Origin of the sequence: Nocardiopsis mangrovi, from assembly GCF_042653925.1 — a bacterium.
Classification (GTDB): Bacteria; Actinomycetota; Actinomycetes; order Streptosporangiales; family Streptosporangiaceae; genus Nocardiopsis_B; species Nocardiopsis_B mangrovi.
The window spans coordinates 18,395-35,313 of record NZ_JBHSFQ010000025.1; the positions used below are offsets into that span (position 1 = coordinate 18,395).

Consider the following 16,919-nt stretch of genomic DNA (forward strand, 5'->3'; position numbering starts at 1 on the left):
CCACGGGCGTTTCACGCCGCCCCGGGGGCCCGGGACGGCGTGCGCGGGCGGAAGTGACCCCCGGACCCGCTGGTGCCTCGGGGACGGCTGACCTGGCCCCCCGACCCGTGTCAGCCGCCCCGCGCGGACCAGGCCGCGTCAGGCGGGAAGCGCCTCCCGAGCGTTCCTCCCTTCGGCCGGCCCCCGCCATCACACCCGAAGAGCGGTGGCACGCACATGCGCCGGCCACCGAATCGCTACTCTGGGTAGCACTTCCACTGCACACGGTATCAGGGGTGTGAAGCGCCTTCACCCCCCGATGCCGAACGGTTATGCACGGCCCCGTCTAGGGTTGCCCCATGACCAAACGGGATTCCGACACTCCTGTCGTGCTGTCGAAGATCTACACCCGGACCGGGGACGCCGGGACGACCCACCTGGGCGACATGAGCCGCGCCGCCAAGACCGACCCGCGCCTGGCCGCCTACGCCGACGTGGAGGAGGCCAACGCCGCCATCGGGACCGCCCTGGCCGTGGGCGAGATCCCCGATGACATCCGCACGCTGCTGGGCCGGGTGCAGAACGAGCTGTTCGACCTCGGCGCCGACCTGTCGTGCCCTGTGCGGGCCGAGACCGCGGCCCCGCCGCTGCGGGTGGAGCCGGACTACATCGACCGGCTGGAGGCCGACTGCGACGCCTACAACGCCGGCCTCCCGGTGCTGCGGAGCTTCATCCTGCCCGGCGGCTCACCGACGGTGGCGTTCATGCACACGGCCCGCGTGGTGACCCGCCGCGCCGAGCGCAGCGCCTGGGCGGCGATCGAGGCCCACGGCGACGGCGTGAACCCGCTGACCGCCCGCTACCTCAACCGGCTCTCCGACCTGCTGTTCGTGCTGTGCCGGGTCCTGGGCCGCGACGGCACCGAAGTGCTGTGGAAACCGGGCGGCGAACGCTGAACCACGCCGGCGGCCGGCTCCGCCCCGGCGGCCGCCGGCGCACGCCGGGACCACCGCGGCGGAGCCGCTCGCGGAAGGAACGCAGGGAAGGTGTCAGGAGCCGGCGGCGAGTTCGCGTTCGACCGACTCGACCTTGTGGCTGAGGCCCTCGGTCACGCCGTCGCGGATGTCGGCCTTGAGGGTGAGGCTGACCCGGCCGGCGCCGTCGCCGGCCGCGGCCACCGCGCGCTTGACGACGTCCATGACCTCGTCCCACTCGCCTTCGATGCTGGTGAACATCGCGTCGGTGCGGTTCGGCAGCCCGCTCTCGCGGACGACGCGCACGGCGCGCGCGACGGCCGGGGCGACGGACTCACCGGTTCCCAGAGGGCTCACAGAGAATGCCACGATCATGCCCCCACCCTAAGCCGCGGCGGCCCGGATGTCGCGTGTCGGGGCGCCCCGCTGCGAATCCGCGTCGGCCGGCGGCCGGGACGGCCCGCTGAGGGGCCGCGGCGAGGCGGCGGCGAGGCGGCGGCGTCCGGGCCGGGTCAGGACTGCCAGATGGTGCCGGGCGGCATGGACTCCAGCCACGACAGGAAGCCGGTCAGCGCGCTCTCGCTCATGGCCAGCTCGTACACCGGCTCCTTGGGATCGGAACCGTCGGCGGCGGCCCAGCCCACCTCGACCACCACCACGTCAGGGGCGAGTTCGGCGAGGTCGGCCGGAGTGGGCGTGCGGCGCCCCACAACGACGAGACCGCGGCGCGACAGCTCGGCTGCCGGCCGCGGCCAGAGGGAGAAGATGCGGTACCACCGCAGGTCATCGCTCCCATAGCGCCCGAATCCCATGCGCCACGGGCCTTTCCGGGGCCCGACGGCGCGCAGGTGGCACTCGACGGCGCCACCCCCGCGTTCCAGGACGAACCTGCGCACGGTGACGCCGATCAACAACAGGAGGGCCACCAGGAGCAGGGTGAAGACGAGCCATTCGGCGATCCGGAACCACACCTGATCGAACAGCCCTTGCACCCTGGTCCTCGCCCTCGCCTCTCGTGATCCGCCGCCGGGCGTGCCCGGCGGACGGCGGACCCGTCTTCCGTCAGACCGACTCGCCGGCGGCCTGGAGGCGGCTGCGCGCACGGGCCACGCGGGCCTGGCCCTCGGTGTCCTCCACGCCCGTGCCCTCGGACTCCGCTGCGGCGAGGGCCGCTTTGGCGCGCGAGACGTCGATGTCCTCGGCCAGCTCGGCGACCTCGGCGAGGATGGAGACCCGGTTGCCGTCGGACACGGAGATGAACCCCCCGTGGGCCGCGGCCCGGACATCGCCGTTCTCGCGTCCGCCGACGACCCGCACCACCGCGCCGGGCGCCAGCAGCGCGAGCACCGGGATGTGCCCCGGCTGCACGCCGATCTCGCCGTCGGTCGTCTTCGCGATGACCATGTCGCCCTCGCCCGCCCACAGCTCGCGCTCGGGCGACACGATCTCGACGGAAAGCTTCTTCGACACTGCCATTAACCCCTTTGCTCGTGGGCGAATTCGCGGGAAGCGGGCGGCGTGTCGCCGCCCGCTTCCCGCCGAACGCTAGCCTTGGAGCTTCTTGGCCTTCTCGACGGCCATCTCGATGTTGCCGACGTCCAGGAACGCCTGCTCGGGCAGGTGGTCGTACTCGCCGTCGCAGACCGCCTTGAAGGAGGCGATGGTCTCCTCCAGCGGCACGAACACACCGGGGTTGCCGGTGAACTTCTCGGCGACGAACATGTTCTGCGAGAGGAAGCGCTCCAGGCGCCGGGCCCTCTGCACGATGATCTTGTCCTCTTCGGACAGCTCATCGATACCGAGGATCGCGATCTGGTCCTGGAGGTCGTTGTTGCGCTGAAGGATCCCGATCACGCGCTGCGCCACATCGTAGTGCTCCTGGCCCACGTACTGCGGGTCGAGGATGCGCGAGGTCGAGGCCAGCGGGTCCACCGCCGGGTAGATCCCCTTCTGCGAAATCGGCCGCGACAGCTCGGTGGTGGCGTCGAGGTGGGCGAACGTGGTGGCCGGCGCGGGGTCGGTGTAGTCGTCCGCGGGCACGTAGATCGCCTGCATCGACGTGATCGAGTTGCCCCGGGTCGAGGTGATGCGCTCCTGGAGGAGGCCCATCTCGTCGGCCAGGTTCGGCTGGTAGCCCACCGCGGAGGGCATGCGCCCCAGCAGGGTGGAGACCTCGGAACCGGCCTGGGTGAACCGGAAGATGTTGTCGATGAACAGCAGCACGTCCTGGTTCTTCACATCGCGGAAGTACTCCGCCATGGTCAGAGCCGACAGGGCGACGCGCAGCCGGGTGCCCGGAGGCTCGTCCATCTGGCCGAACACCAGCGCGGTGTCCGGGAGGACCTCCATCTCGCCCATCTCCAGGAAGAGGTCGGTGCCCTCACGGGTACGCTCCCCCACCCCGGCGAAGACGGACACACCGCCGAAGTTGCGGGCGATACGGGTGATCATCTCCTGGATGAGCACCGTCTTGCCCACACCCGCGCCGCCGAACAGGCCGATCTTGCCGCCCCGGACGTAGGGGGTCAGCAGGTCGATGACCTTGATGCCGGTGACCATCATCTCGGTCTTCGACTCGAGCTGGTCGAAGGGCGGGGCCTTGCGGTGGATCGGCCAGCGCTCCTGGACCCCGAGCTCGGCGGTGGGCACGTCCATGGACTCGCCCAGCGTGTTGAACACGTGGCCCTTGACGACGTCGCCGACCGGGACGCTGATGGGGCCGCCGGTGTCGCGGACCTCGGCGCCGCGGACCATGCCGTCCTGCGGCGCGAGGCTGATGGTGCGGACCAGGTTGTCGCCGAGGTGCTGGGCGACCTCCAGGGTCAGCGTCTTGGTCTCACCGCCCAGGGTCACATCGGTGTGCAGGGCGTTGTAGATCGCGGGCAGCGCGTCGACGGGGAACTCCACGTCGACGACCGGGCCGGTGACCCGGGCGATGCGCCCCGTGGCCGTGCCAGGCGCTGCCGTCCCTTCGACTGTCGCAGTCACTTCTCACTCACTCCCTGGCAGCAGCGAGGGCATCGGCGCCGCCGACGATCTCGCTGATCTCGTTGGTGATCTCCGCCTGGCGGGCCTGGTTGGCCTGGCGGGTCAGGTTCTTGACAAGGTCCTCGGCGTTGTCCGTGGCCGACTTCATCGCATTGCGGCGCGATGCCCACTGGGATGCCGCGGACTCGAGGAGGGCGAAGTAGATCCGGTTCGTCACGTACTGCGGCAGCAGCTGGTCGAGGGCCTCTTCGGGCGAGGGCTCGAAGTCGTAGAGCGGCAGGTTCTTGCCCTGCTCGCGCTCCAGCTCCTCGGCCTCGACCTCTTCGACCTCCAGCGGCAGCGCCCGGTGCGACTCCGCCCGCTGCGTGAGCATGGAGACGAACTCGGTCGCGACGATGTGGATCTCGTCCACGCCGTCCTCGGTCTCGCTGTCCTTGGTGAAGCGGCCCATCAGGGTCTCACCGATCTCCTTGGCGCTGGCGTAGGCCGGACGCTCGGTGATGCCCTCCCAGGTCTGCTCGATGGCGCGGTCGCGGAACCGGTAGTACGCGATCCCCTTGCGGCCGACCACGTACAGCAGGACCTCCTTGCCCTGCTCGCGCAGGAGCGCGGTCAGGGATTCGGCCTCCTTGATGGCGTTGGCGGTGTAGGCGCCGGCCTGTCCCTTGTCACTGGTGATGACGAGGATGGCCGCCCGGGTCGGGTTCTCGGACTCGGTGAGCAGCGGGTGCTCGGAGACCCGCGAGGCCACGGCCGAGACGGCGCGGGTGATCTCGCGTGCGTAGGGACCCGCCGCCTCGACCGCCCGCTGCGCCTTGGTGATGCGCGTGGTGGCGATGAGCTCCATCGCCCGGGTGATCTTCGCCATCGACTTGGTCGAGCGGATCCTCCGGCGATAGACGCGAAGCTGTGCTCCCATGGGCTACTTCCCGGCGCTCTTGGCGACCTTGATGGTCTCCTGGCCGACTTCGCTCTCCTCCAGGGCCTCGGCTTCCTCGTTGCCGAGGAGGGTGCCGGCGCTGGTCTGGAACGCCTGCTTGAAGCCGGCGATGGCCTCCTTCAGGGTGGCCGCGGTCTCGTCCTCGAACTTGCCGCTCTCGCGGATGTTGTCGAGGACCTTGGGGTGCTCGCGGCCCAGGAAGTCCAGGAACTCCGACTCGAAGCGGAGCACGTCCTCGACCGGGACCTCGTCGAGCTCGCCGGTGGTGCCGGCCCAGATCGCGACGACCTCCTTCTCCACGGCGAAGGGGCGGTACTGGCCCTGCTTGAACAGCTCCATCAGGCGCGCACCGCGCGCCAGCTGCGCCTTGGAGACCGCGTCGAGGTCGGAGCCGAAGGCGGCGAACGCCTCCAGCTCGCGGTACTGGGCGAGGCTGGTCCGCAGCGGGCCGGTGACCTTCTTCATCGCCTTGGTCTGGGCTGCGCCGCCGACACGCGACACCGACACGCCGACGCTGATGGCCGGGCGCTGACCCTGGTTGAACAGGTCGGCCTCCAGGAACACCTGGCCGTCGGTGATGGAGATGACGTTGGTCGGGATGTAGGCCGAGACGTCGCCCGCCTTGGTCTCGATGATCGGCAGGCCGGTCATCGAGCCCGCGCCCAGCTCGTCGGAGAGCTTCGCGCAGCGCTCCAGCAGCCGGGAGTGCAGGTAGAACACGTCACCCGGGTAGGCTTCGCGGCCCGGCGGGCGGCGCAGCAGCAGGGACACGGCGCGGTAGGCCTCGGCCTGCTTGGTGAGGTCGTCGAAGACGATGAGGACGTGCTTGCCCTGGTACATCCAGTGCTGGCCGAGGGCCGAACCGGTGTAGGGGGCGAGGTACTTGTAGCCCGCGGGGTCGGAGGCCGGGGCGGCGACGATGGTGGTGTACTCCATCGCGCCGGCCTCTTCGAGGGCCCCGCGCACGCTGGCGATGGTCGAGCCCTTCTGGCCGACCGCCACGTAGATGCAGCGCACCTGCTTGCTGGGGTCGCCGGACTCCCAGTTCGACTTCTGGTTGATGATGGTGTCGATGCAGATCGCGGTCTTGCCGGTCTGCCGGTCACCGATGATCAGCTGGCGCTGGCCGCGACCGATGGGGGTCATCGAGTCGATGGCCTTGATGCCGGTCTGCATCGGCTCGCCGACCGGCTGGCGCTGCATGACCGTGGGCGCCTGGAGCTCCAGCTCGCGGCGCTCGGTGGTCTCGATGTCGCCCTGGCCGTCGATGGGGCGACCCATGGGGTCGACCACGCGGCCGAGGAAGTTGTCGCCGACCGGCACCGAGAGGACCTGGCCGGTGCGGCGCACCGTCTGGCCCTCTTCGATGCCGTTGAAGTCGCCCAGGACAACGGCGCCGATCTCGCCGATCTCCAGGTTCTGGGCCAGGCCCATGGTTCCGTCTTCGAATTGCAGCAGCTCGTTCGCCATCGCAGAGGGAAGGCCACCGACGCGGGCGATGCCGTCACCGGAGTAGGTGACGGTTCCGATCTCCTCGCGTGCGGCGGCTTCGGGCTCGTACGATTGGACGAAGCGCTCCAGCGCGTTCCGGATTTCCTCCGGCCGGATCGTCAGCTCCGCCATCTCACGTATGTCCTTGCTCTCGTATGGCGCCGCGTTGTCCGGGGCGCCGTGCGTGCGTTGCGTTGGCCGAATTCGTCGCGTCAGCCGGCCAGCCGGCGCCGGACCTCGGCGAGGCGCCCGGCGACGGTACCGTCGATGACCTCATCGCCCACGCGGATGGAGAGCCCACCCACGATCTCCGGGACGACTTCGATGTTGAGGTGGATGGGGCGTCCGTACACCCGGGCCAGCGTGGCCTGGAGCCGCGCCTGCCGGTCCTCGCTCAGCGGCACGGCGGTGCGCACCACGGCGATGTAGCGCTTGGCGCGCTCGGCGACGATCTGCCCGTAGTGGTCCAGGGCCTGTTCCAGTGTGCGGCCCCGGGGACGGGTGACCGCCTCGGTGATCAGCGCGAGCGTGGCGGCGTCGGCCTTGCCCGAGAGCAGGTCCGCCACCAGGGCGCGCTTGTGCTCGGCCGCGACGCCCTCGGTGGTGAGCGCCGCGCGCAGGCCGTGCTCGGCGACGACGATCCGGCCGAACCGGAACAGCTCGTCCTCGATGTCGCCGAGCCGCTGCTCGTCCACCGCGGCGACCGTCGCGTAGACGGCCAGCCGCTCGGCGGCGTCGACGAGGTCGCGCGGTTTGGACCACGCGGCCCCGGCGATGTCGCCGGCCACCATGACGGTGGCCGGGGAGACCTTGGCCTCCAGCAGCGAGCCCACCAGGCCGGACTTGGCCTCGGCCGGGTTGGCGGGGTCGGCCAGCCAGCGGCGCAGGGAGTGCTCCCGCTGGAGGAGCGCGACGACCTCGAAGAGCTCGTGCCCCAGCGTCGCCGGGTCGGCGGACGCGAGGACCGCGTCGAACCGCTCGGTGACCTCGGCCAGGGAGGTGCGGCTGATACCACGCATCAGCGCACCTCGGCCTGGGCCGGGCTGTCGGCCTGGTCCAGCTCCTCCAGGAACCGGTCGATGACGCGGTTCTGGGCGGCGCTGTCGCTCAGGGTCTCACCGACGATGCGGGTGGCGAGGTCCGTGGAGAGCGTGCCGATCTCCGACCGCAGCTGCGCGAACGCGTGCTGGCGGTCGGCCTCGATCTGCGCGTGGGCGGCCTCGATGATGCGCCGACCCTCGGCCTGGGCCTCTTCGCGCGCCTCCGCGATGATGGCGGCGCGCTGCTCCCGGGCCTTCTCCAGCTCTTGGGCGTACTGGCGGTGCGCCTCTTCGAGCTTCTCGCGGTACTGCTGGCGGGTCTCCTCCGCCTCGGCTTCCGCCTTCTTCGCACGCTCGATGCCACCCTCGATCTGGTTGGCACGCTCGTCCAGGGCGGAGGTCAACCGCGGCCACATCTTGACGACGACGCCGAAGATGATCAGGAACGCGATGAGGCCGAAGGTGAATTCATCCCAGTGAATGCGCAGGATGTTCTCCTGCTCAGCAGCCAAGATCACGGCTGGCATCCCTTCGTGCTCGATCTTCTCTTCGCCGATCCGGGGATCAGGCCTGGATGAACGCGAGCACGAAGCCGAGGATGGCGAGTGCCTCGATGACCGCCATGCCCAGGATCATCTGGCCCTGGAGGATGCCACGGGCCTCGGGCTGGCGGGCGATGGCCTGCACGCCGTTGCCGAAGATGAGGCCGACACCGATGCCGGGGCCGATGCAGGCGAGGCCGTAACCGATGGTGGCGAGGGTTCCGGTCATTGTGGTGATTCCTTTTCTTATCTGGAGAACACGCCGACGAGCACGGTGTGCCGTCGAACTGACGTGGTGTACCGGGCTGGGGTCAGGGAGGAGCGGCCCGGATCAGTGGCCGCCCTCGATGGCCTCACCGATGTAGAAGGAGGCCAGTAGGACGAACACATAGGCCTGGAGGCCCATGATGAACAGCTCGAAAGCGGTGAACACGAGGAACCCGAACAGTGCCATGCCGGAGTAGCCGATCGACACCGCGCTGAGAATGCCCCCCGCGTCGGGGTTGAAGAGGTAGAACCCGGCCGCGGCGAACACGGCGAGCAGCATGTGGCCCGCGAACATGGTCGCGAAGAGCCGGACCGCGTGGGTGAGCGGGCGGAAGATGAAGTTCGAGATGAACTCGATGGGGATCAGCACCGGCATGATCCACATGGGGGCGCCGCTGGGGACCAGCTTGGCCTTGATGTGGCCGCCGAACCCGTGCTCGCGGATGCCGACGACGTTCCACAGCACGTACACCAGGAGCGACAGCACCGCGGGGAAGGCGAGGTTGCTGGTGACCGGGAGCTGGAGCCCCGGCACGATGCCCACGACGTTCATGAACAGGATGAACGTGAACAGCGTGACCATCAGCGGCATGTAGCGGTCGCCGGCCTTGCCCATACCGGGGCGGACCATCTGGTCGCGGACGAAGCCGACGGTCAGCTCGGCGACGCTCTGCCAGCGCCCGGGGACCACCTTGGCGCTGCGCGAGGTGAAGAACCAGAAGGCGCTGACCAGCACCACCACGACGGCCAGGACCAGCGCGTACTTGGTGATGCCGGACGTCCCCGGAAGGTCGTAGGTGAACCACGGGGTCGGGAAGAAGATCGCGGTCGTGGGAGCCTCGAACTTACAACCGAAATCATTGAAGATGTGGGGGTCCGGGCACTCGGCGCTCGGAGCGGCAGCAAGCACGTCAGCACTCACGGCGAACCCTTTCGTCGTGACGCAACTCAGTCCTCGATGTATAGGGCGGTCGCGCGCAGCTTGGGGTGTGCGGCACGCCACCGGGCGGGTCGGTCAGAACCGGACGTACTGGGTGATGATCAGATAGATCGAGCCGACCAGCCCCAGGACCAGGCCGATGGGCAGGAACACGGTCTCGAAGCCGAGAGCCCGGTCCGCCAACCAGCCCGCACCGCCCCAGACGGCCAAGCCTCCCAGCAGGTACGAGACGACGGTCATGCCCTCGGCACTCGGCTTCTCGCCGCTTTCGGCCGGACGACCGTTCATCTCGCTCCGGAAGATAGCAGTAGGTGAACAGTGCACGCACACCACCCCGTGGCCGCCCGATCACGGTTTGGCCTCGGCGTGCTCACCGGCTCCGGCCCCCTCGGCGGACTCGGGGTCCGCGGGGCTCTCGACCGGTTCGATGTAGAGGCGCCGCACCTTGAGACTGGCGACGGAGTGTCCCGTGAGCCAGACCACGACGCACACCCCGGCCGTCACGGCGAACGCGTTGAGGTCGAACACCTCGGCGCCGCCGAAGAGGAGCAGGACGATCGCGAGCGCGACCGCTTTGAGGGTGTAGGTGGCGAGGGCGGCCATCAGGACCAGCTGCGGCTGTCGCTTGGCCACCACGGCGATGATGACCGCCGAGATCGCGAAGAAGACGATGATCAGCACGGTGCCGACGAGCGCCCCCACGAGCCCGTGCACGCCCGCCGCGAAGAAGGCGATGACCATGGCGATCAGGCCCGCGGCGGCGGTGGGAATCGCGGCGCCCGCCAGAATTCGGGCGTCGTGTTCCTGCATGTAGAAGCTCCGTGGCTGTTCAGTGGGGTGCTTGCTCGTGAAAGCTATCACAAGGATTTCGGCCCCCGGCCCCGGGTGGCCTTTACACACATCTTACCGGCGTCCGGGATGTCCCGAACCTCGATATTTCCGCCTATGTGTTATGTCGGCTGCGGCGTGGCGCGGCCGGAAGCCCCAGGTCAGCGTCCTTTCGGGTCATGGAGCAACTGCGGTCCGAGGTAACCGGATCCTCACCCACCCGACGGTGTGGCGGGCGGATCTGTGACCTTTTCGTCAGCGTCACGGAGCCGGACGGCGGAGCGGCGGCGCCGCAGCCGCGGAAGCGTGATCAATCCGACCGCGCACATCGCGACCAGGACGGTCACGGCGAGCACCATCAGCGGCGAATTGAACACCGAGAGCGACACCGACGCGAACGCGATGATCGCGGCCCACAGGTACATCAGCAGCACGGCCCGCGCGTGGGAGTGGCCCAGTTCGAGCAGGCGGTGGTGCAGGTGCTTCTTGTCCGGTGCGAACGGCGACTTCCCCGCCAGGGTCCGGCGCACGACGGCCAGGACGAGGTCGGCCAGCGGCAGCGCCAGCACCAGCAGCGGCAGCAGGACCGGCAGGAACAGCGCCAGCCCGTGCACGCTGGTGCGGCCGTCGGGGTAGAACTGCCCGGTCACCGTGATGGTGATGGAGGTCAGGAGCAGCCCGAGGAGCATCGACCCGGTGTCGCCCATGAACACGCGCGCGGGGTTGAAGTTGTGCAGCAGGAACCCGATGCACACCCCTGCCAGGATGATCGCGATCATCGCCGGGTAGGACTGGCGCTCGAACCCCTGGTCCACGGCCGCGACGTAGTAGTAGGCGAAGAACGCGAACGCCGAGATCGCGACGATCCCGGCCGCGAGGCCGTCGAGGCCGTCGGCGAAGTTCACGGCGTTGATCGTGACCACGATCAGCAGGATCGACACCACCGCGCCCAGCCACGGGCCCAGCGAGAGCTGGGTGCCCGGCAGCGGCAGCCAGAGCATCTGCACGCCCGAGGCCACCAGGATCCCGGCGGCGACGGTCTGCCCCGCGAGCTTGGGCACCGCGGACATGCCCCACCGGTCGTCGACGATGCCGATGAGCGTGATCAGGCCGCCGGCCAGCAGCAGCCCCCGCCACGTGTCGTAGACGAACACCTCTTGCAGGTGCGGCAGCCGGTAGGAGATCAGCAGCGCCGCCGCGAACCCGCCGTAGATGGCGATTCCGCCCAGCCGGGGGATCGGCTCTGTGTGCACGTCGCGATCGCGGACCGGTGGAACCGCGCCGAAGGTGATGGCGGCGCGCCGGACGAAGGGGGTCAGCAGATAGGTGACCGCCATGGCGATGACGAAGGTGAGCGCGTACTCACGCACGGAAAGTCCAGCAGCCTCTCTTGGAGCCGACGCGTCGGCCGGACCCGGTGACGCGTGACCGTGGTCGGGTCTGCCCAAGAACCTAGCACTCCTGGACGGCCGTTTCTCTCCGAACGTCCGAGCCGGAACCCCGTCGTGGCCGCCCATGCGGTCCGCCTCCGCAAAGAGGGAGGGGCGGCGTGCGGCCCACGCCGGCGGCGCCTCCGCACGCATGACGGGACACTCGGTCGAGCGCCATGGCAGCACCCGTACCGACACGGGGAAGGGCGTGCGCGGCGGAGGGGCCGGCGCCGTCCTGCGTCGGCGGCGGACGGGGTCGCCGAGCCGCCTGCGAATGTCGGCCGCTCGGAGCCGAGGGGAGGGTGCCGGGGCGCCTCCGGCCCGGGGGACGTCAGGTCCCGGTCCGTGGTCCGTCCCCGTCAGGGGCGGCGGTCCTCGCCTGCCGGGGTCTCGGGGCCGGCGGCGCCGGTCGCGGAGGCGTCGGCGCCCTGCCCGGACGTTCCGTTGTCGCGGCGGGGGTCGGCCGCCGCGCGGGGCGCCTCTCCGGGCGCGTCCGGCGCGGCGGTCCCGTCATCGGCGGCCGGGAGTGGGGTCCCGGTGTCGCGGGACGGCGTCTCGGGGGCGGCGGCGCCGTCTGCCGTGGTGTCCTGGGGCCCCCGGCCGGCCGCGGTGTCCCCGGCCTCAGGGGCGGCCGGGGCGCCGGTACCGGCCGGGCCCTCGCCGGGGGCGTCGGCGTCCGAAGCCGCCCCGGCCTCGGCGTCCGCCGTGCCCTGCTCGGCGTTGCGGCCCTCGGGGCGGCGCCACGCCTTGGACTCTCCGATTACCGTGCCGCACACCGCGCGCAGCCGGTCGATCGAGATCGCCCCGGTGCGCAGCACGCGCGGAACGGCGTAGGTGAGGTCGACGATCGTGGAGGCTTCGGAGCCGGCGCAGTCGCCGCCGTCGAGGTAGACGCCGACCCGGTCGCCGAGCTGCTCCTCGGCCTGCTCGGCGGTGGTGGCGGCCGGCCGGCCGGACAGGTTGGCGCTGCTGACCGCCATGGGGCCGACCTCCTTCAGCAGCTCCAGGGCGACGGGGTGCATGGGCATGCGCACCGCGACGGTCCCCTTGGTGTCGCCGAGGTCCCACGACAGGCTCTGGGTGGCCGTGCAGACGATGGTGAGGGGACCGGGCCAGAACTCGTCGATGAGGTCCTGGCCGTGCGTGCCGAGGTCCTCGATCAGCGCGTGGGCGGCCCGCACGGAGCCCACCAGCACCGGCGGCGGCATGTCGCGGCCGCGGCCCTTGGCCTCCAGCAGCCCGGCGACCGCGGCCGGGCTGAAGGCGTCGGCACCGATCCCGTAGACGGTGTCGGTGGGCAGCACCACCAGTTCGCCGCGGCGGACGGTGGAGGCGGCATCGGCGATGCCCTCCGCGCGCGCCTTGTCGTCGGCGCAGTCGTAACTGCGGCTCACTGCGGTCACCTCTCTCGATCGACGCCCGTAGGCCGCGGGCGATGCGTGTGCGGGAACGCCGCTACGCGCCGTCGGACCGGCGCATCACCACGAAGCGGTCGCGGTGGGCGAGGTCCTTGCGGTTGCGGACGTCGCGCCAGCCCAGTTCCTCGGGGAACAGGCGCGGGATGTCGATGCCCTGGCCGTCGCCGTGTTCGAACGCCATGGCGCCGCCGGGGCGCAGCAGGCGCCGGCCGACCGCCTCCAGCTCGCGGATCATGTCGAGGCCGTCGGGGCCGGACCACAGCGCGGGCGCGGGGTCGTAGTCGCGGACCTCGGGCGGGATCTGCGCGGCGTCGTCGGTGGGCACGTAGGGCGGGTTGCTGATGAGCAGGTCGACGCCGCCGTCGAGCTCGGGGAGCGCCATGCGCAGGTCGGCGAGGTGTGCGGTGATGCGGTCGCCGTGCCCGCTGGCGTCGATGTTGCGCTTGGCCCAGGACAGGGCGCGGCCGTCGATCTCGACGGCGTGCACGCGCGAACGCGGGACCTCCTGCGCGATGGAGATCGCGATGGCGCCGGAGCCGGTGCCGAGGTCGGCGACGAGCGGGTCGGCGACGTCCATGGCGCGCAGGGTCTCGATGGCCCAGTCGACCATGATCTCGGTTTCGGGCCGTGGGACGAACACACCGGGCCCGACCCGGAGTTCCAGGTAGCGGAAGTAGGCCCTGCCGGTGATGTGCTGGAGCGGCTCGCGGGCGGCGCGGCGGGCGACGCACTCCCAGTACAGGGCGTCGAAGTCGGAGTCGGCGACCTCGTGCAGCCCTCCTCGACGGACGCCGTGCACGAACGCCGCGAGTTCCTCGGCGTCGGTGCGCGGCGACGGGACGCCCGCGTCGGCCAGCCTCAGCGTGGCGCGCGCGACCTCGTCGAGCAGGAAGTTCATGACTGGGCCTGCTCCAGCCTTTCCTTGGTGTCGGCGTCGATGAGGGACTGGAGTACAGCGTCGAGGTCGCCGTCGAGGACCTGGTCGAGGTTGTACGCCTTGTACCCGACGCGGTGGTCGGAGATCCGGTTCTCCGGGAAATTGTAGGTGCGGACCCGCTCGGAGCGGTCGACGGTGCGCACTTGGCTCTTGCGCTCGGCGGCGGCCTCGGCGTCGGCGCTGGCCTGGGCCTCGGCCAGCAGCCGGGCGCGCAGGATGCGCATGGCCTGCTCCTTGTTCTGGAGCTGGCTCTTCTCGTTCTGGCAGGAGACGACGATGCCGGAGGGCAGGTGGGTGATGCGCACCGCGGAGTCGGTGGTGTTGACGCTCTGGCCGCCGGGGCCGGAGGAGCGGAAGACGTCGATGCGCAGGTCGTTGTCGTTGATCTCGACGTCGACGTCCTCGGCCTCGGGCACCACCAGGACACCGGCGGCGGAGGTGTGGATGCGCCCCTGGGACTCGGTGACGGGGACGCGCTGCACGCGGTGCACACCGCCCTCGAACTTCAGCCGGGGCCATACGCCCTGGCCGGGCTCGGGGGTGCCGCGGTTCTTGAACGCGATCGTGATGTCCTTGTACCCGCCGAGGTCGGAGAAGGTGGAGTCGATGACCTCCGTCTTCCACCCCTGCCCTTCGGCGTAGCGCAGGTACATGCGCACCAGGTCGCCCGCGAACAGCGCGGACTCCTCGCCGCCCTCGCCCGCCTTGACCTCCAGGATGACGTTCTTGTCGTCGGCGGGGTCGCGCGGGAGCAGCAGCTGGCGCAGGCGCTCGGTCAGGCGCTCCTTGTCGGCGGTGAGCCGGCGTGCCTCCTCGGCGAAGGAGGAGTCCTCCGCGGCGAGTTCTTCGGCGGCCTCGATGTCGTTCTCGACCGCCATCAGCTCGCGGTAGGTGGCGATGATGGGGGTGAGCTGGGAGTAGCGCTTCCCGAGGCTGCGCGCCCTCCCCTGGTCGGCATGCACAGCGGGGTCGGCGAGCTGCTGTTCGAGCTCGTAGTACTCCCCCAGAAGGTCGTCCAGCTTCACGTCGCGTCCGTCTCTCGTCAGTGTTTCCCGCTCAGCCTGCGCGGCGCCTTCAAGGCGGCGCCAGTCCGGGGAAGCAGTCCTCGTCGCGGCGCACTCCCTCGTACCTCGGTCGCACCCCGCTCCTCAGTCCACACGACGCCGCGCCCCCACAGGCACGCTCGACGCGGGGTTCCCCTCTCGGTGGGCGCTGACGAGGGGTCCGGGCCGGGGCGGCCGCCGAATCCACGAATGGCGGCGCCGGGCGCGTGCGCCCGTGGGCACACGCGCGCCGGCGCCGCCGGGCAGACGCTACTGGCGCTTGCCGAAGCGCTTCTCGAAGCGGGCGACCCGGCCTCCGGTGTCCATGATCTTCTGCTTGCCCGTGTAGAACGGGTGGCAGGCGGAGCAGATGTCCGCACGGATGACACCGCTCGTCTGGGTGCTGCGGGTGGTGAACGTGTTCCCGCAGGTGCACGTCACGCTGGTGACGACGTACTCGGGGTGGATGTCGGCCTTCACGTGGATCTCCTCGCTGATGGCGGTTGCCGGACGCACGCGGTGGGCGTTCGGGGCGCAGGGGCACCCGGGGCCCGGAGGTGTGCGCGAACCGGTCCCGCGGCGGTCGATATACCAGTTTGCCAGACCTTCAACCCGGAACCGACCAGCATCTATTCCCGCAGGCCGTTTCGGGGGACGGCGGCCCCGTGCCGGTCAGCCGCCGTCGTCGCCGCGGCCGGTGCCGGTGACGGGCTCGCTCGGGTAGTCGGTCGGCGTCGGGGCGACCTCTTCGGGCTCATCTGGCGGGCACATCGCGGTCTCGATCGCCGCCCACGCGGGCGGGTCGGGGTTGGCCTGGTAGCGCGCCTGGAAGAGGGTGAAGTGGCGGTCCTCGCTGTGCACGGTCCAGTTGCGGTAGCCGGGGATGTTGCCCGAGTGGGTCCACACCTCGACGCCGCAGGTGAGGGTGTAGGCGCGCGGCCCCAGTGCGAAGCCGTAGCCGTCGTCGCTGGTGGCCTGGACGGCCAGCATCTCGTCGAGCATCGGCCGGTCGAGGATCTCGCCGCCGAGCAGCGCCTGCCAGAAGCGGTTGATGTCGGTGACGGTCGAGACCACCTGGGCGGTGCCGTACCACCGGGTGGGGTTGAACTCGGTGATGTCGCTGGGCAGCGCCTCGGCGCCGGCGTAGGGGCTCAGCGCGAGATAGGCGTGCATGACCGGCTCGGGCATGCCGGAGTCGGTCGGAATGGACGTGCCGGTCAGCCCGAGCGGCTCGATGACGCGCTCGGTGACGGCCTCGGTGTAGGGGCGGCCGGTGATCTCCTCGATCACCATCGCCGCCAGCACGTAGTTGGTGTTGGAGTAGGCGACATCGGTGCCCGGGGCGAACACGGGCCCGTTGGCGTTGGCGACCGCGACCAGTTCCTCGGGGCGCCAGGCGCGGTCGGGGTCGTCGGCCACGGCGGGCATGTCGCGGTTGTAGCTGAACAGGCCGCTGGTGTGGCTCAGGACCATCCGCAGGGTGATCGCCTCGCCGCCCTCGACCACGCCCGGCAGCAGGTCCTCCAGGCTGTCGTCGAGGTCCGCGCGCCCCTCGCCGACGATCTGGAGCAGGGTGGCGGCGACCATCGGCTTGGACAGGCTCGCGATGCGGAAGTGCGCGCCGGGGTCGACGGGAGCGCCCGTGGTGCGGTCGGCCACGCCGGCGACGCCGTTCCAGGTGTCGGAGCCGCCGGGGCCGGTGATGACGAGCTCGGCCACCGCCCCGCTGGAGCCCTGCTCGATCACGTCGTTCAGCGACCGCTGGAGGGTGACGCGTTCCACAGAGGTGATGCGGGGGGGTTCCTCCGTCGGAGTGGCCGAGACACTCACGGGTTCGGTGTCGCCGCCTGTGTTGTCGAGGCCCGAGGACCTGGTGGTCTGCACCGCGACCAGCGTCGCGGTGGCGGCCACCGCGATCCCGGCGAGAGCGGCCCATCGCTTCTTTTCCATCGGCTCGACATCGAAGCACGGAATGGCGGTTTTGGCGAATACGCCCGGGTTTTCTGATCTTGTGTCGGGGGAATATCAACTCGTCCGTCCGTGGCACCCCGCAGCGCTCTCAGACGCGCCCACGGCACGCCGGGAGCGGCGTCCCCGGGGCA

At 70.5% G+C, this 16,919-nt stretch carries 18 protein-coding genes and 1 pseudogene; 1 reads left to right on the top strand and 18 read right to left on the bottom strand.

Going from position 1 to position 16,919, the window contains the following annotated elements; translation table 11 throughout:
• Positions 1-338 precede the first annotated feature (338 nt).
• Entirely contained in the window at positions 339-935 is a 597-nt protein-coding gene (locus ACFO4E_RS21765; protein WP_378577662.1) for a cob(I)yrinic acid a,c-diamide adenosyltransferase, read from the top strand.
• 93 nt (positions 936-1,028) lie between these two features.
• Here the strand turns inward: ACFO4E_RS21765 and ACFO4E_RS21770 are convergent, their stop codons facing one another.
• The 18 genes and pseudogenes from ACFO4E_RS21770 to ACFO4E_RS21855 form a co-directional block, all read right to left on the bottom strand.
• Entirely contained in the window at positions 1,029-1,328 is a 300-nt protein-coding gene (locus ACFO4E_RS21770) for an MTH1187 family thiamine-binding protein (RefSeq protein WP_378577664.1), read from the bottom strand.
• A gap of 137 nt (positions 1,329-1,465) precedes the next feature.
• Complete coding sequence (locus tag ACFO4E_RS21775) at positions 1,466-1,945, bottom strand: DUF2550 domain-containing protein (protein ID WP_378577666.1); 480 nt, start codon at positions 1,943-1,945, stop codon at positions 1,466-1,468.
• A 70-nt stretch (positions 1,946-2,015) separates the two neighbouring features.
• Positions 2,016-2,423, bottom strand: a complete 408-nt coding sequence (locus ACFO4E_RS21780; protein WP_378577668.1) for a F0F1 ATP synthase subunit epsilon — start codon at positions 2,421-2,423, stop codon at positions 2,016-2,018.
• Between the two features lie 75 nt (positions 2,424-2,498).
• Positions 2,499-3,941 carry a F0F1 ATP synthase subunit beta gene (gene atpD / locus ACFO4E_RS21785; protein ID WP_378577670.1) on the bottom strand — a complete coding sequence of 481 codons (1,443 nt, stop codon included), beginning with the start codon at positions 3,939-3,941 and terminating at the stop codon, positions 2,499-2,501.
• A gap of 7 nt (positions 3,942-3,948) precedes the next feature.
• Positions 3,949-4,860 carry a F0F1 ATP synthase subunit gamma gene (locus tag ACFO4E_RS21790; RefSeq protein WP_378577672.1) on the bottom strand — a complete coding sequence of 304 codons (912 nt, stop codon included), beginning with the start codon at positions 4,858-4,860 and terminating at the stop codon, positions 3,949-3,951.
• 3 nt (positions 4,861-4,863) lie between these two features.
• Positions 4,864-6,504 (bottom strand): F0F1 ATP synthase subunit alpha, encoded by a 1,641-nt coding sequence (gene atpA / locus ACFO4E_RS21795; RefSeq protein WP_378577674.1) that lies wholly within the window; start codon positions 6,502-6,504, stop codon positions 4,864-4,866.
• An 80-nt stretch (positions 6,505-6,584) separates the two neighbouring features.
• The gene (locus ACFO4E_RS21800) at positions 6,585-7,391 is read right to left on the bottom strand and encodes a F0F1 ATP synthase subunit delta (protein WP_378577676.1); all 807 of its coding nucleotides are present in this window, start codon (positions 7,389-7,391) and stop codon (positions 6,585-6,587) included.
• Positions 7,391-7,939, bottom strand: a complete 549-nt coding sequence (gene atpF / locus ACFO4E_RS21805; protein ID WP_378577678.1) for a F0F1 ATP synthase subunit B — start codon at positions 7,937-7,939, stop codon at positions 7,391-7,393. The genes ACFO4E_RS21800 and atpF overlap by 1 nt, the downstream gene beginning before the upstream one ends.
• A 37-nt stretch (positions 7,940-7,976) precedes the next feature.
• A complete protein-coding gene (gene atpE / locus ACFO4E_RS21810; RefSeq protein WP_378577680.1) occupies positions 7,977-8,183 on the bottom strand; it encodes an ATP synthase F0 subunit C in 207 nt (68 codons plus the stop codon).
• A gap of 102 nt (positions 8,184-8,285) precedes the next feature.
• Complete coding sequence (gene atpB / locus ACFO4E_RS21815; protein WP_378577682.1) at positions 8,286-9,143, bottom strand: F0F1 ATP synthase subunit A; 858 nt, start codon at positions 9,141-9,143, stop codon at positions 8,286-8,288.
• Positions 9,144-9,236: 93 nt separating this feature from the next.
• Complete coding sequence (locus tag ACFO4E_RS21820) at positions 9,237-9,449, bottom strand: hypothetical protein (RefSeq protein ID WP_378577684.1); 213 nt, start codon at positions 9,447-9,449, stop codon at positions 9,237-9,239.
• A gap of 60 nt (positions 9,450-9,509) precedes the next feature.
• On the bottom strand, positions 9,510-9,971 hold the full coding sequence (locus ACFO4E_RS21825) for a hypothetical protein (RefSeq protein ID WP_378577686.1): 462 nt from the start codon (positions 9,969-9,971) through the stop codon (positions 9,510-9,512).
• 230 nt (positions 9,972-10,201) lie between these two features.
• Positions 10,202-11,359, bottom strand: coding sequence for a glycosyltransferase family 4 protein (locus ACFO4E_RS21830; RefSeq protein ID WP_378577688.1), 1,158 nt, complete (start codon positions 11,357-11,359; stop codon positions 10,202-10,204).
• A gap of 662 nt (positions 11,360-12,021) precedes the next feature.
• Positions 12,022-12,813 (bottom strand): annotated as a pseudogene (locus ACFO4E_RS21835) (L-threonylcarbamoyladenylate synthase); the annotation flags it as partial.
• A gap of 61 nt (positions 12,814-12,874) precedes the next feature.
• Positions 12,875-13,735, bottom strand: coding sequence for a peptide chain release factor N(5)-glutamine methyltransferase (gene prmC, locus ACFO4E_RS21840; RefSeq protein ID WP_378577690.1), 861 nt, complete (start codon positions 13,733-13,735; stop codon positions 12,875-12,877).
• Positions 13,732-14,799 carry a peptide chain release factor 1 gene (prfA, locus tag ACFO4E_RS21845; protein ID WP_378577692.1) on the bottom strand — a complete coding sequence of 356 codons (1,068 nt, stop codon included), beginning with the start codon at positions 14,797-14,799 and terminating at the stop codon, positions 13,732-13,734. The genes prmC and prfA overlap by 4 nt, the downstream gene beginning before the upstream one ends.
• 288 nt (positions 14,800-15,087) lie before the next feature.
• Positions 15,088-15,297 carry a 50S ribosomal protein L31 gene (gene rpmE, locus ACFO4E_RS21850; RefSeq protein ID WP_378577794.1) on the bottom strand — a complete coding sequence of 70 codons (210 nt, stop codon included), beginning with the start codon at positions 15,295-15,297 and terminating at the stop codon, positions 15,088-15,090.
• Between the two features lie 192 nt (positions 15,298-15,489).
• Entirely contained in the window at positions 15,490-16,767 is a 1,278-nt protein-coding gene (locus ACFO4E_RS21855; RefSeq protein WP_378577694.1) for a serine hydrolase domain-containing protein, read from the bottom strand.
• Positions 16,768-16,919 lie beyond the last annotated feature (152 nt).

What these genes read in the sequence shown, in the direction of transcription:
- atpA (WP_378577674.1), bottom strand. Translation starts at nt 6,504, where the DNA reads ATGGCGGAGCTGACGATCCGGCCGGAGGAAATCCGGAACGCGCTGGAG.
- ACFO4E_RS21800 (WP_378577676.1), bottom strand. Translation starts at nt 7,391, where the DNA reads ATGCGTGGTATCAGCCGCACCTCCCTGGCCGAGGTCACCGAGCGGTTC.
- ACFO4E_RS21770 (WP_378577664.1), bottom strand. Translation starts at nt 1,328, where the DNA reads ATGATCGTGGCATTCTCTGTGAGCCCTCTGGGAACCGGTGAGTCCGTC.
- ACFO4E_RS21790 (WP_378577672.1), bottom strand. Translation starts at nt 4,860, where the DNA reads ATGGGAGCACAGCTTCGCGTCTATCGCCGGAGGATCCGCTCGACCAAG.
- ACFO4E_RS21765 (WP_378577662.1), top strand. Translation starts at nt 339, where the DNA reads ATGACCAAACGGGATTCCGACACTCCTGTCGTGCTGTCGAAGATCTAC.
- atpE (WP_378577680.1), bottom strand. Translation starts at nt 8,183, where the DNA reads ATGACCGGAACCCTCGCCACCATCGGTTACGGCCTCGCCTGCATCGGC.
- ACFO4E_RS21855 (WP_378577694.1), bottom strand. Translation starts at nt 16,767, where the DNA reads ATGGAAAAGAAGCGATGGGCCGCTCTCGCCGGGATCGCGGTGGCCGCC.
- atpF (WP_378577678.1), bottom strand. Translation starts at nt 7,939, where the DNA reads ATGCCAGCCGTGATCTTGGCTGCTGAGCAGGAGAACATCCTGCGCATT.
- prmC (WP_378577690.1), bottom strand. Translation starts at nt 13,735, where the DNA reads ATGAACTTCCTGCTCGACGAGGTCGCGCGCGCCACGCTGAGGCTGGCC.
- ACFO4E_RS21825 (WP_378577686.1), bottom strand. Translation starts at nt 9,971, where the DNA reads ATGCAGGAACACGACGCCCGAATTCTGGCGGGCGCCGCGATTCCCACC.
- ACFO4E_RS21820 (WP_378577684.1), bottom strand. Translation starts at nt 9,449, where the DNA reads ATGAACGGTCGTCCGGCCGAAAGCGGCGAGAAGCCGAGTGCCGAGGGC.